At 32.7% G+C, this 14227-nt stretch carries 10 protein-coding genes; 1 reads left to right on the forward strand and 9 read right to left on the reverse strand.

Going from position 1 to position 14227, the window contains the following annotated elements:
* Nucleotides 1-6: 6 nt before the first annotated feature.
* The 6 genes from ETU10_RS01230 to ETU10_RS01255 form a co-directional block, all read right to left on the reverse strand.
* Nucleotides 7-657 carry a c-type cytochrome gene (locus ETU10_RS01230; RefSeq protein WP_146309413.1) on the reverse strand — a complete coding sequence of 217 codons (651 nt, stop codon included), beginning with the start codon at nucleotides 655-657 and terminating at the stop codon, nucleotides 7-9.
* Complete coding sequence (locus ETU10_RS01235) at nucleotides 641-1183, reverse strand: DUF3341 domain-containing protein (RefSeq protein WP_146309414.1); 543 nt, start codon at nucleotides 1181-1183, stop codon at nucleotides 641-643. The genes ETU10_RS01230 and ETU10_RS01235 overlap by 17 nt, the downstream gene beginning before the upstream one ends.
* Nucleotides 1170-2570: an NrfD/PsrC family molybdoenzyme membrane anchor subunit gene (gene nrfD, locus ETU10_RS01240; protein ID WP_146309415.1), complete on the reverse strand. Its 1401-nt coding sequence runs from the start codon at nucleotides 2568-2570 to the stop codon at nucleotides 1170-1172. The genes ETU10_RS01235 and nrfD overlap by 14 nt, the downstream gene beginning before the upstream one ends.
* A gap of 27 nt (nucleotides 2571-2597) precedes the next feature.
* Complete coding sequence (locus ETU10_RS01245; protein WP_146309416.1) at nucleotides 2598-5753, reverse strand: TAT-variant-translocated molybdopterin oxidoreductase; 3156 nt, start codon at nucleotides 5751-5753, stop codon at nucleotides 2598-2600.
* A gap of 26 nt (nucleotides 5754-5779) precedes the next feature.
* The gene (locus ETU10_RS01250) at nucleotides 5780-7111 is read right to left on the reverse strand and encodes a c-type cytochrome (protein WP_146309417.1); all 1332 of its coding nucleotides are present in this window, start codon (nucleotides 7109-7111) and stop codon (nucleotides 5780-5782) included.
* A 217-nt stretch (nucleotides 7112-7328) separates the two neighbouring features.
* A complete protein-coding gene (locus tag ETU10_RS01255) occupies nucleotides 7329-8459 on the reverse strand; it encodes a DNA polymerase III subunit (RefSeq protein WP_185145035.1) in 1131 nt (376 codons plus the stop codon).
* Nucleotides 8460-8595: 136 nt separating this feature from the next.
* On the opposite strand from ETU10_RS01255, the gene dnaB reads away from it, so the two are divergent.
* Nucleotides 8596-10158, forward strand: coding sequence for a replicative DNA helicase (gene dnaB, locus ETU10_RS01260; RefSeq protein ID WP_146261106.1), 1563 nt, complete (start codon nucleotides 8596-8598; stop codon nucleotides 10156-10158).
* 34 nt (nucleotides 10159-10192) lie between these two features.
* Here the strand turns inward: dnaB and ETU10_RS01265 are convergent, their stop codons facing one another.
* The 3 genes from ETU10_RS01265 to rplT all read right to left on the reverse strand — a co-directional run bounded on the left by ETU10_RS01265 (nucleotide 10193) and on the right by rplT (nucleotide 14141).
* On the reverse strand, nucleotides 10193-11338 hold the full coding sequence (locus tag ETU10_RS01265) for a PepSY-associated TM helix domain-containing protein (protein ID WP_246118404.1): 1146 nt from the start codon (nucleotides 11336-11338) through the stop codon (nucleotides 10193-10195).
* Nucleotides 11339-11437: 99 nt separating this feature from the next.
* Nucleotides 11438-13642: a TonB-dependent siderophore receptor gene (locus ETU10_RS01270; RefSeq protein ID WP_146309420.1), complete on the reverse strand. Its 2205-nt coding sequence runs from the start codon at nucleotides 13640-13642 to the stop codon at nucleotides 11438-11440.
* 151 nt (nucleotides 13643-13793) lie between these two features.
* On the reverse strand, nucleotides 13794-14141 hold the full coding sequence (gene rplT / locus ETU10_RS01275) for a 50S ribosomal protein L20 (protein WP_146261090.1): 348 nt from the start codon (nucleotides 14139-14141) through the stop codon (nucleotides 13794-13796).
* Nucleotides 14142-14227 lie beyond the last annotated feature (86 nt).

A 14227-nucleotide genomic window follows, 5' to 3' on the forward strand; every position in this document is an offset into this window, starting at 1 on the left:
GTTGTATTATTGTTCAGAGGTTTCTGTTGTTGTTTTTATAGTTGCTACTTTTGATGAATTCTCAACTTCTGGCTTAAATTCATGGATCACATATTCTGCAACTCTCCACATATCTCCAGGTAATAATTGTCCAGCATATGAACCCATGGCATTTCTTCCATGTAGCATTACATAATAAACAGAACCAACCGTAATTTGTCTATCTTTATAATTTGGGACTCCTGAATAGGCTCCTGATTGTACAATATTTCCTTGACCATCGCCTGCGGTTCCATGACAAACTGCACATGTTCTATCAAACAACAATTTACCTCTAGCTAAATCTTTCTCTTTATTTTCAGGATTTAATGGTGAAACTACATTTTTAGAAGCTTCATACCCTTCAGGAGTTGCTGGTAAGTCCATAGGTAAAATTCCTTCAGGATTTTGAACGATTGAACCGGGAACAGGATCTAATGCCGTTCTTCCGTCGTGTTTTTTAAACAATGAAACAGTTGTTGTTTGCTCTCCATATGCTAAAACTGCCTCTTCGTAAGGATCATAGGCTACCGGATAATACATATCTGGAAAATAAACTAGGGCTGGCTTTTTTTTGCTACATGAGATTAAACTCAAAGCAACTGTACCAATTAGAATATATTTAGTTAATTTTTTCATCTTCTAATTTTTTTACGGTTATTTCTTCAACACCGGTAGCTATAAGAATTTCTTTCACATAATCAAAGTTTTGATTTGAAATTTCAATCAAAAATTTATCATCCGTCGTTCTAGGGTCAGGATTTTGAGCTTTTTGTCCTGGATAATGCTTATTAAGCGCTAAATAGGTGATTGACATTAAATGTGCAGCAAACAAAACTGTTAACTCAAACATTATAGGAACAAATGCAGGCATATTTTGCCCCCATGTAAAACTAGGCTTACCTCCTATATTTTGAGGCCAATCGTGATTCATGGTATACCATGTCAATAAACAAGCAACTGTTAAACCAATCGCTCCATATACGAAAGCAAATTCCGATAATCTTGATTCTTTCAATCCCATTGCTTTGTCAAGCCCATGAACTGGGAATGGTGTGTAAACTTCGTCAATTTGAATACCTTTTTCTCGAAGCTGTTTTACTCCATCTAATAAGAGATCATCATCTCCGTATAACCCGTATATTTTTGTTTTAGTGGTGCTCATGTTCTGAATGATGTTTTTTATGACCTTCACTTGAAGTTTTAACAATAGTTTTTAATTCTGCTTGCGCAATTACCGGAAAAGTTCTAGCATATAAAAGGTATAAGACAGAGAAGAATCCAATGGTTCCTGCAAAAATCCCTACATCTACAAAAGAAGGTTGGAACATTGTCCATGAACTTGGTAAATAATCTCTAGAGAGATTTATAACGATAATATCAAATCTTTCAAACCACATACCTATATTGATAACTATAGAAACAATAAATGTCCAAAGGAAATTTCTTCTCAATCTTCTTACCCATAGCGATGCTGGTATTAAAACATTACAAATAATCAGTAACCAAAATGCCCACCAGTATGGACCTGTAGCTGCTCCTATGGAGAAATAGGTAAAATCTTCATATCTACTACCGGAATACCACCCAATAAAGAATTCAGTAATATAAGCAACAGTTACCATTCCACCTGTTACAACGATTACTATATTCATATATTCTATATGCTTCAAAGTAATATAGTCTTCTAAATGGCAAACTTTTCTAACCACACTTAGTAGAGTTTGAACCATGGCAAATCCTGAAAAGATTGCTCCTGCTACAAAGTATGGTGGATAGACGGTTGAGTGCCAACCCTTTATAACTGAGGTAGCAAAGTCAAAAGATACAATTGTGTGAACTGAAAATACCAATGGAGTTGCTAAACCAGCTAAAACTAAGGAAACTTCTTCAAATCTTTGCCAATGTTTTGCTTTACCTCCCCAACCAAAACTTAAAATACTATATATTTTTTTTGTTACTGGTTTAACCGCACGATCTCTTACCATAGCAAAGTCTGGTATTAAACCTATATACCAGAAGACTACTGATACAGAAAAATAAGTACTAATTGCAAATACGTCCCAAAGCAAAGGAGAATTAAAGTTTGGCCATAAAGATCCGAATTGATTCGGAATTGGAAATACAAAATACATTAGCCAAGGTCTTCCCATGTGAATTACTGGAAAAAGTGCCGCTTGAACTACTGCAAAAATGGTCATCGCTTCTGCTGATCGGTTAATGGACATTCTCCACCTTTGACGAAAAAGTAGTAGAACTGCAGAAATTAATGTCCCTGCGTGACCAATACCTACCCACCATACGAAGTTTGTAATATCCCAACCCCAGTTGGTTGTTCTATTTAGCCCCCAAACACCAATTCCTGTACCTACTGTGTAAGCTATACAACCTACACCATAGATAAATGCTACTAATGCTATATAAAAAGCATACCACCATAATTTACCCGCCTTAGTTTCTATTGGCTTGGCAATATCTTCCGTTATTTGATGATAGGATTTATCTCCTAAAATTAACGGCTCCCGTATAGGTGCTTCGTAATGTCCTGACATAGTAAATTACTTAAAATATTTTTAATTCTATTTAGTTCTATTTCTTACTTTATATTGATAAAATACATTGGGTTTAGTACCAATGTCTTCTAATAAAACGTATTTACGCTCATTTTTAGATAGTTTTAGTATCTCTGATTCAGGATCATTTACATCTCCAAATTTAATTGCTCCTGTTGAACAAGCTTGTGAACAAGCCACTTGAAATTCGCCATCTTTAACTCTTCTTCCTTCTTTTTTAGCATTAAGAATCGTCGCCTGAGTCATTTGTATACATAAAGAGCATTTTTCCATTACTCCTCTAGAACGAACAACAACATCTGGATTTAACACCATACGTTCTACGTCATTATTCATATTGTAGTCAAACTTATCGTTTAATGCATAGTTGAACCAATTAAATCTTCGAACTTTGTATGGACAGTTATTTGCACAATATCTTGTACCTACACATCTATTGTAAGCCATTTGGTTTTGACCTTGCTTTCCGTGAGACGTAGCTGCAACTGGACAAACCGTTTCACACGGCGCATGGTTGCAATGCTGACACATAACTGGCTGGAAAATAACATCTGGATTAGTTGCATCTGGTTTTATAAGTTCTTTATACATAGGAACCTGATCCAGATTTTCTAAAATTTCTTCTCTTTGATCAATTTTTTTCTTCGCTGAATAATATCTATCTATTCGAAGCCAGAACATATCCCTAGACATTCTTACCTCTTCTTTCCCTACTACAGGTACGTTGTTTTCTGCTTGACAAGCAATGATACAAGCGCCACATCCGGTACAGCTATTTAAATCTACTGAAAGGTTAAAATGAGGTCCATCTTTGCTATCAAACTCTGTCCATAGACCAATTTCACCTATAGGCATTTCACCAACATAGGTTCCCATTTTTAAAGCAGGATTCCAAACCTCAGACTTTTCATTTAAATATGTTTCTAAAGGTATTTCTCTAGCTATTTCGTAACGCCCCATTAAGGTTCCTTGCATTTGCATAGAAGCAAATTCATGCATTTTACCAGTATCCTTAAGACTTATATTGTATTGGTTAAAATTAGAATTATTGTAAGCCGGATAAGCATTTACTCCTGTTTTACCTACTTTTCCTGTTTTTTGTCCATATCCTAAAGCTAAGCCTATAGATCCCTTCGCTTGGCCGGGTTGTATAAACACCGGCACATCTTTAATAGTTTTACCATTTACGGTTACATCCACTAAAGAGCCGTCCAACTGCATTCTACCATTAACCTCATTTCTAAGTTTTAATTTACTCGCATCTTCTTCCGAAATGGTAATATAATTATCCCAAGTTAATCTTGAGATTGGATCAGGCAGTTCTTGCAACCAAGGATTATTTGCTTGTGTTCCATCCCCTATAGATGTCTTTAAGTAAAGATTTAATTCTAAATCACCTTCTTTAATTGACTGAATGGAGTTTAGAGCTTTTGCAGAGTCTCCTCCTACCACAGTTAATACTGCAACCTCTTTACTTTCATTATATCCATTATAAAGTGCTTGATTAAAGCTATACCCTACTGTAGACGCTAATTGAGATTTCCAAAATTCTTTTAAAAAATTATAATAGCTATCAGTTTGCGGAGGTGTTGCTGTAGAATTTGTATACGTTGAATTAAATTCTGTAGTTTCAATCGAAGGCGATATTGAAGATTCATCAGCATTATTTGCCTCTTCTTCGTTTGAATTTGTATTTACCTTATTCTTGTTGCGTTTCCATACCAACAGGGAGTCTTGAAATTGACGTGTATCAAAAATTCTTTGAATTGTTGGTTGTACAAGAAGGTATACTCCTGTAGCTGGATTAATATCTCCCCAAGATTCTAGCCAATGCGGTACTGGTGCTAAAGCTTTAGAAACCAAAGCTGTTTCATTTTCATATTCTGTAAGCGATACTGAATAAGGAACTTTTTTAATAAGTGTAGCTAATTTAGCTCCTTCAGAGTATGAATGAACTGGGTTTGTGTTAAAATTTAACAATACTTCAACATTACCTGCATCTAACCAATGAATTAATTCAGAAAATTTGGAATCGTCAGATTCTTTCATTAAGACTACTCTTTGTGAATCTGCTACTTGAGAGCCTAATTTTTGATTGATTAGGTATGCTAAAACATAAGATGATTTGTCTCCATCAGCAAAAACTACTGCTTTAGGTCCCTTTTCTTTTAGTTCTTTTGCAATTTTAACAGCAACCTTATTAGCAGAATTGCCATCAAGTGCTTTGTATACTTCTGCAAGTAATTTTTGAACTGCAGATGGCTTTAATGGCATTCTTTCGTCTGCATTTGCACCCGACAAACTTAAGTTCGATTCTATTTGGATATGCTTAAGCATATTTTTTCCGGGAACTTTAGCTTTTGAATAAGACTCTTCTAAGTGCCCGCCATTCCAGTCGTTTAAAAAATCTGCTCCAAAAGAAACTAATAATTCTGCTTTTGATAAATCATATAAAGGCAAAATCCTTGATCCATAAACTTCTTGAGAAGCATCTAAGGCTGAAGAATAGGAAACCGAATCATATACTATGTGTTCTGTAGTTGGATAAGCCGTTTTAAAATCAGCAATGATTTTTTTAGTTGACGGTGATGGGAAAGAAGGGGTTAAAATTACCACTTTTTTTCCTGAAGTAAGCGTTGATTGCAAACCTTTGGATACAAAAGCATCCAAAGATTTCCAATCTGTATTTTGATTATTTAATTTAGGTCCTTTGGCTCGATTGTTATCGTATAATGAAAGAACTGATGCCTGACTTCTAGCTGTACTTCCAGAAAATAATTTGGCATTTTTGTTACTATCCACTTTTATAGGTCTACCTTCTCTTGTTTTTACTAAAACACTAGCCAAATCAAAACCATTGAATAATGTAGAGGCATAATAATCTGGAACACCAGGAACTATACCTTCGGGCTTAACAATGTATGGGACAGACTTTACTACGGGGGCTTCACAAGCTGCTAATGTTGCAGCTGCTGTTCCAAAACCTAAAAATTTAAGAAAATTTCTTCTTGTAGTTTTAGTGGAAAACATAGCTTTTTCATCCCCTAAAAATTCATCAATTGGAAGTTCTTCTGCAAACTCATTGCTTGCAATTTTTTCAGTTAAAGATGGGTCTTTTAACTCTTCTAAACTTCTAAATGTTATTTTATCTTTTGAAGCCATAATGATCTTCTGATGATTTTAATTTATTAATAATGACATTTACCACACTCAATTCCTCCTATAGCATCTACTGTAATGGTAGATTTATCTTGACCGTACTCTAATTTCAGTTTTTCATGCAACTTATCGAAATATGCTGCATTGTATCCGTTCGTCATATCTACTTCTGTTGTTCTATGACAATCGATACACCAACCCATAGTAAAGTCATTTGACATCCTAACCACATTCATAGTATCCACTGGACCGTGACATGCTTTACATACTACATCAATTTGTTGATTAGGATTTTTCTTGTTATACCCAGCAATTATTGTTTTTTCTCCAACTACGACATGTTGTGAGTGATTAAAGTAAACAAAATCAGGCATATTATGAATTCTTGTCCATTTAACTGGAGTTTGTTTACCTGTATATTTTTGGTTTTCTTCATCCCAACCAATATGTTTGTATATTTTTTTGATTTCTCCTGTATAAAATTCTTTGGATTTACCAGGCTCTATATATTTTCCATTATATTCACTTATATTTCTATGGCAATTCATACATACACTTAAAGAAGGTATTTCTGAAACTTTACCATATTTTGCTCCTGAGTGACATACTTGACAGTCAATTTTATTTTCTCCTGCATGAATTTTATGTGAGAAATAAATGGGTTGATCTGGCTCATACCCCTTGTCAACACCTATTCCCATTAACCAAGCCCAAACACCATATAGAGAAATGATTAAAAGTATGGATATAATAAAATAGCTAAAACCTTGGTATTTTCTATAGAACTCTGAAAGGTTTTTAATTTTATGGCTTTCTAAAGAGGATAATTCTGTACCTTTAGTACTTAGCTTAACTAACGTATTTATTTTAAACAGAGTAATAATAAGTATAATTCCTATTATTATAAATGAAACTAAAAGTAATTTAGAACTATCCGTATCGGTATTTTGTTTTACCGGCACCTCCACTTGAGCTTCTTCAACTTTTGGTTCCGGTGGGTTGTTTACATATGTTAAAATATCTTCAATGTCTTGATCAGACAATCTTCCTTCAAAAACATCCATGGCTGCTTCTGAATATTCTTTGTAGATATCATTGGCTCTTTTATCTCCACTTTTCCTTAAAGCTTCGTTGTTCATGATCCATTTCATGATCCATTCTTTACTAACTCCTTCTGAAGATAGTGTTGTATAGATCCCCTTTAGAGCAGGCCCAACTAATTTCTTGTCTAAAGCATGACAAGCGGTACAATTAGCTTTAAATAAGGTTTCTCCTTTTTTAGAATCACCAGAAAGATCCTGCCCAAAAACAGAAACTCCTGTAAAGAGAACCAGCATAATTACTGCTAAAATTTTATTCATAATAATTGATTTCAAACAAATGAAACTTATTTAATATTGGTGTAATTTTATCCAAAAAGCGATACTTGCAAAATTATAAATATGAAGTCTAACGCCAAATATTTTTTTAATATATATTTAACAGTGATACAATTTATAATGATTCTAAATAAATTATTTTTATAATTGATTGTATATGAATTAAATACAAAAAATTTCAAACTATATTTAATAAAACTTACTCTCGTTTTCTAGCTAAAAAACGTGTGAGTTTAACACCCATATCTAAAAATATAATTCTTGCATTTCCATTTCTTTCAATGTGATAGTAAGCTGAATTTATTTCTTCTAATATATCTTGAATATTATTTCCATGAACAAAAAAACTAAAACTTTTCCAATTGAAGTTGTTATAGCTTAATGAGGCATTCACTAATTTATTTGCTGAATAATTTTCAAGTAAAGCCTGTCTAAAGGTTTCGGAACAAAACTGCAAAAATCTTTTTTGTTTTTCTCTTCCCCATCCAGCAATGATTATTGACCATTCAACAATTTCTTTTAAAAATTCAACTTTTTTTGGAGCCATAACCGCTGCTCTATTCCATTGTATAAAGAATTTTTCAAATTCTTCGTTCACTTTAGAGCTATTCAGCAAATTTAAAGCTAAAGCCCAGTCTCCCTGCGATCTTTTAGCTATTATATTGGATTCATTATTTTCTAAGGAATATAAATTTTGTAGGCTTTGCTGAATACAAGTCTCTTCAATACGGGGTATTAAAATTTTTTGACATCGAGATAGTATTGTAGGCAAAATTTTCTTTTCGTCATCCGCTATCAATAAAAAAAGAGTTTTTGCAGGAGGCTCTTCTAAAATTTTCAACAGTTTATTTGCAGCTTCCGTTCTCATTACCTCTACCCCCCAAATTATTTGTACTTTATACCCCCCTTCAAAACTTTTTAGACTCAAATTATTTATGATATTCTCTATTTCCTTTACAGAAATAAATCCTTGCTTTTTTTCTTCATTTAAAAACTCATACCACTGATCTAATTCTTGATAAACACTTTTTTGTAAAAAGTTTCGAAACTGTGATACATAATCTGCACTTACAGCTTCTCTCTTCTCTGTAGAATTATTTATAGTTGGAAATGACAAATGCAAATCAGGATGTTGAAATTGATTTAATCTTTTGTAACAAGTTTCAGAATTTACACAGATTATTTCTGAAGCATATGCTAAGGCTAAAGCTAGGGCTCCATATCCAGACTTACCAACCAATAATTGTGCGTGGCTAATTCTATTTTCAATGATAGAATCTCGTAACTTATTCTTTAATGTTTCTTGTCCAATAATTTGATCCCATTTCATAGAACAAAGATAGCACATTATAAATCTCATCTTAATTATTATAAACCTTATATTAATTTTTACAGCCTAGGCACCACTAGCGTTGTTAGAAAATTATCCGTTAAAAAAGATTTTTATGATTACTTTTGAGGTTATTATGGAGCCATTAGATTATCAGAAAAAAAATTCAATTAAATCCAATAAAATTGTAACCTTAGAAAAAGGAAAACTTCCTCCTCAAGCCATTGATCTAGAGGAAGCTGTGCTAGGTGCTATGATGATAGATAAAAAAGGGCTGGATGAGGTTATAGATATTTTATCTCCGGAAGTTTTTTATAAAAAAGAGCATCAGTTTATTTATGAAGCTATTGAAGATTTATTTAAAGAGACGGAACCAATTGATATTTTAACTATTTCTAATAAACTGCGTTCACAAGGAAAACTTGATGCTGCTGGCGGCGATTTTTATTTGATACAATTATCCAACAAAGTTTCTTCTTCGGCTCACATTGAATATCACTCTCGCATAATTTTAGAGAAATTTATTTTAAGAAAGTTAATTGAAATTTCGTCTAATATGATTGAAAAATCTTACGATGAAACTTCAGATGTATTTGATCTATTGGATTATTCCGAAAGTCAATTGTACGAAATTACCAATGGAACTTTAAAAAGAACCTTTAATGAGGCTAAAAACCTAGTATCCAATGCTTTAAAAAAAATTAAATCTCTTGAATCTAAGCAAGGAATGAGCGGAATACCTTCTGGATTTAAAAATGTGGATAAAATTACTGCGGGTTGGCAACCTTCAGATTTAATTATTATTGCTGCTAGACCCGGAATGGGAAAAACAGCTTTCATTCTATCCATGGCTAGAAATATCGCCATAAATGCAGAAACACCTATTGGTATTTTTTCATTGGAAATGTCGGCAGAACAGCTAATGATGCGTATGATTTCAAGCGAAACAGGTTTAGAATCCGAAAAATTAAGAAAAGCCAATTTATCTGAATTGGAATGGCAGCAACTCTATTCTCGAGTTAATAAATTGGAAAAAGCCCCTATTTTTATCGATGATTCTCCCGGAATTTCTGTTTTTGATTTACGTGCTAAGGCACGTAGGCTTGTATCTCAGCATGGGGTTAGAATTATTATGATTGACTATCTTCAACTAATGACTGCTGGGGGGAAAGGTATAGGAAATCGGGAACAAGAAATTGCTACGATCTCTCGTTCCTTAAAAGCAATAGCCAAAGAGTTAGAAATACCTGTAATTGCATTATCACAGTTATCTCGTTCGGTTGAAACCAGAGGAGGGAGCAAAAAGCCTTTGCTTTCAGATTTAAGGGAATCCGGAGCTATTGAACAAGATGCAGATATAGTTACATTTATATATAGACCGGAATATTATAAATTAGACACATGGGAAGACGGTACTCCGTGTGCCGGTCAAGGGGAATTTATTATTGCGAAACACAGAAATGGGGCATTAGAGGATGTTCGCTTAAAGTTTACCAGCTCCCAAGCTAAGTTTTCTGACTTAGATGATTATTTCTACAATGATTCTAATTCAAATGATCTATCAACAACTTTTGAAAGTAAAATAAACGAGGTAGGGACATCTTTTGAAAGTTCATTAAATATTCCTACTATAAATCCAAGCGATTCTTTTGGAATTGATGAGAATATGGATGAAGAAGATTCTAATATGCCTTTCTAAACATATAAGGTTCTAAATAGAAAACTTAAATCAATTAAGATTTAAGTTTTCTATTTTTTCTACCTTTCCATATTAAAAAACCAGTTACTGGCATTGAAGCTATTAGTAAACTAACTACAAATGCTAATATTTTAGTAGGAAGCCCCCCTATTGACCCTACATGTATATCATAGTTAGCGGCAATTACTTTTTCACCCAAATTTTTATCTTCTGGATCGTAATTTTTTAGTAATTCTCCTGAGTTTTCATCAAAAATCAATAGGCTATTTTTATAATAAACACCGGGAAGGTGTTTAACATATATTTGAAAATTTGGATGCTCATGGTTATCTATATGAGGATGTCCTAAATCAAAACTAAAACTTTCCGCATTAGGGTATAAATTGTTAACCTTAGCAATAATTTTATCTAAAGTTTGATCGGTTCTTATCTCTATAGGTGCTTGGGTGGTAATATTTGAAAAGTTTGGAGCAGGATCGCTACCTAAAGTGAAAATTGCATATATAATTTGGCCAACTAAAAGATAAGAATAAAATAAACCAGTTATGGCGAATAATAACCCAAAGATGGATGTATAAAACCCAAATATGTTATGCAAATCGTAATTTTTTCTTTTCCAATTTTTAATTTTTTTCCATCTAAACCAAATTCTTTGCTTTCTTGCGGATTTATTTTTAGGCCACCACAGTACAATCCCTGAAATTAGCATAATTATATATATGAGCACCGGAATTCCTACAACGTATTTACCCCAATCCATTTTTAGCAAAAAACTCCAATGAATCATTTTAACTATATTGAAAAATCCATTCTTTTCATCGTATATTTTTAAAATTTGACCGTTATATGGATTTACATAAGCAAGTTTGTATACAGGAAATTCATCAAAATAATTCCATGCATGCGTGTTATGCTCATACCAGAAAAACTTATATGATTTTTTTTTATCTAAAGGAATCTCTACCCAATGTAATGGAAATTTTTCATTTACTTGATTATCAATTAATTTTTCAAGGCTCCGAATGGGTAACACTTCTTTATTTTCTACGTCTTGTTCCTGATGATAGATAAATTCTTTACGGTTGTAATTTTCTATTTCATCTTTAAACACGTACAGAGCACCGGTAAGGGATATGATAAGTATCAAAACACCTATGAATAATCCCAACCATAAATGCATTTTTTTAATCCATTTTTTTAGATTGAGAAAAAATTTATTATTAATTGATTTGCTCATTAATTTTTTGGATCTAATTAAAATTATTCATAATTATTTTAATTAAAATTTATATCCTACGGATAATCTCCAGTTTCTTGGAGCTTCTGCTTGGTAATAATAATAGGATGCAAAGCTTGAACCTGAATACAAGTATCTGTTAAATACGTTAAATACATTTAAATTTAATTTCATATTAGAATGTTCCCATGAGATACCTGCATCAAACTTTAAATAATCATTCATTGGGATTTGTCCTTCTCCTCCCCAGCTCCACGAGCTTCTATCTCCTAAATAAGTACCTCCAAACGTAAAACCAACTCCTTTCAAATATCCTTGGTTGATTGTATAATTCAACCAAGCATTGGCCGTATGTTTAGCATAACCGGCAATTCTTGAGCCTTTAGGATATTCCAGCGTATTTGATTCAATGACTTTATTTTCTGTGAATGCATAGTTAACAATTATATTAAATCCTTTAAAAATTTCTCCTTTTAAATCGAACTCTATACCTTCAGCTCTTGTTTTTCCTAATACAATTGAATATTTTTCGTTGGGATCACTTAACGGATCTGCAGTAAGCTCATCTTTCTTAATGATCTTATATAAGGACAATACAGTATTCCACTTTCCGTTGAACCAATCTTTTTTTAATCCTAGTTCCATATTATTTCCTGTGACAGGCTTAGGATGCTTACCCGATCTTAAAAATCCTGCTTGGGGTACAAAGGATTGGTCGTATAAAGCATATACTGACAAGTTTTCATTAATAGAATAACTTAAACCTAACCTTGGAGTAAACTTTTTTGCATTTTTTTCGACCCCATAATCGTTTTGTTTTACATCTGTATATCTGCCAGCGATAGTAAGTCTAAGATTATCATCAAAAAAACCTAATACATCTTGCAAATAGATTCCCGAATAATTTTGTTCAATTGTCCCAGCAGGATTTGCTCTGGTAACTAGGGGTACAGATGTATTAAAGACTGGATAACCGTTACTTGGATATTGATAGTTTAAAGAATTTGTATTAAAAGGATGTTCTTCGGTATCTAAATCGTGCCATTGGTTCCAATCTGCCATGTATTTTTTACTTCCTAAGTCCAAACCTGCAAGAATTTTATGTGAAATCACCCCTGTTTTCATATTTCCATTCAAGTACACTTGGCCAAATTTCATTACGTTACTAGATTGTGATAAGGTTACTCTTCGTATCATGTTTCCATCAGGATTAAAGGTTGATGGCCAGAGACTACTCCCCATGGTATATTCATTTAAATAAGTTAACTGAGCGGTCAATTTCCAATAAGGATTTATTATATGTTGTAAATTAATATTAAACAAATGACTATCTATATTGGTCGGTGCTAGCCCAGGGTCAGACAAGGTGTAATCTACAGGCTTTGTACCATAACCTTCATAGGAAAATACATAAGCTGAACCAATATTAGACATTTTTGCTTTTTGATATATATATTCTGCTGTTATAGTAGTTTGGTCTGTAAGATTTATTTTAATGGATGGATTGATAACATATCTATCGTTAAATTCATATTTTCTAAAACTATTCTTATTCTGCCCCATAAGATTTAAACGTATGGATATCTTATCGTTAATCTTAGAATCTAGATCTACTTCTGCCCTGTATAAATCAAAACTACCAAGTGTAAACCGTGCGTATCCATTAAGTTCTTTTCCGGTAGGTTTTTTTGTAATTATATTGTATATACCGCTAGGTTCACCATTAGACATTAAAAATCCTGCTGGACCTTTAACAAATTCAATTCGATCAACATAGCTCATATCTTCACTTAAAGGCCCCCAATTCGAGGTTATATTTGCACCATTTAAGAATGCTGAAGCTCGAGAGCCTCTCATGTTTACATGGGTATATTGATCTGCCCAATGTTCCAATCTCTGTGTACCGGCTACATTTCTTAAAACCCCATCACTCAGAGTTGTCACTTGTTGATCTTCTAAAGCTGCATTGGAAATTATATTTATATTTTGTGGAATATTAATTATCTCTTCGTCTAACCTAAGTGAGGAGGAGATATTTTTATTCAAATATTTTTTTTTAGCACTACCTATTACTATAACTCCCTGTAAACTATCCCTTGAATTATTGATTGATCCATGATTTAAGATCATGGTATCTTTGGGTATAGAATCTATTTCCATGGGTTGAGGTTGAATGGAATCTAATTTTTGTGATTGTGATAGTAAACTACCTAAAAAAAAAGGTAAAAAAAGTAATTTATGCGTCATTCTTTAAAAAGTTTGCGCAAATATAATTGATTATTTTTATTTATTCTAAATAAGAATAATTAATGTTACCATTTTTTTTATTTAGCTTAGGATTTAAAATAAAAAACACTCATGAATCATGAGTGCTTTAAGATAACGAATAATTAATTATTTATTTTTTTACTGAATCTACAATTGCTTTAAAAGCTGCTGGATGATTCATAGCTAAATCAGCCAAAACTTTTCTATTCAATTCTATGTTATTTTGTTTAAGTAAACCTATAAATTTAGAATAGGAAAGTCCATGCTCTCTTGTACCTGCATTAATCCTTTGTATCCATAATGCACGAAAATTTCTTTTCTTTTGTTTTCTACCTACATAGGCATATTGTAATGCTTTTTCAACTGCATTTTTGGCAACTGTCCAAACATTTTTTCTACGTCCAAAGTAACCTTTGGCTAGTTTAAGTACTCTTTTTCTTCTCGCTCTTGAAGCTACTGAATTTACTGATCTTGGCATATTTTTGTGTTTTTTTAAAATAGGCGGAAAAATTTCTCTTAGTGCTCTATTTTAGGGTTAAACTAATTTTAAATTAAACCAAATAT

Source organism: Apibacter muscae (assembly GCF_007845595.1).
Classification (GTDB): Bacteria; Bacteroidota; Bacteroidia; order Flavobacteriales; family Weeksellaceae; genus Apibacter; species Apibacter muscae.

Excerpts from the sequence above, each read along its gene's own strand:
- ETU10_RS01255 (WP_185145035.1), bottom strand. The coding sequence starts at position 8,459 with ATGAAATGGGATCAAATTATTGGACAAGAAACATTAAAGAATAAGTTA.
- ETU10_RS01235 (WP_146309414.1), bottom strand. The coding sequence starts at position 1,183 with ATGAGCACCACTAAAACAAAAATATACGGGTTATACGGAGATGATGAT.
- ETU10_RS01265 (WP_246118404.1), bottom strand. The coding sequence starts at position 11,338 with ATGCATTTATGGTTGGGATTATTCATAGGTGTTTTGATACTTATCATA.
- ETU10_RS01230 (WP_146309413.1), bottom strand. The coding sequence starts at position 657 with ATGAAAAAATTAACTAAATATATTCTAATTGGTACAGTTGCTTTGAGT.
- ETU10_RS01270 (WP_146309420.1), bottom strand. The coding sequence starts at position 13,642 with ATGACGCATAAATTACTTTTTTTACCTTTTTTTTTAGGTAGTTTACTA.
- ETU10_RS01245 (WP_146309416.1), bottom strand. The coding sequence starts at position 5,753 with ATGGCTTCAAAAGATAAAATAACATTTAGAAGTTTAGAAGAGTTAAAA.
- nrfD (WP_146309415.1), bottom strand. The coding sequence starts at position 2,570 with ATGTCAGGACATTACGAAGCACCTATACGGGAGCCGTTAATTTTAGGA.
- ETU10_RS01250 (WP_146309417.1), bottom strand. The coding sequence starts at position 7,111 with ATGAATAAAATTTTAGCAGTAATTATGCTGGTTCTCTTTACAGGAGTT.
- dnaB (WP_146261106.1), top strand. The coding sequence starts at position 8,596 with ATGGAGCCATTAGATTATCAGAAAAAAAATTCAATTAAATCCAATAAA.
- rplT (WP_146261090.1), bottom strand. The coding sequence starts at position 14,141 with ATGCCAAGATCAGTAAATTCAGTAGCTTCAAGAGCGAGAAGAAAAAGA.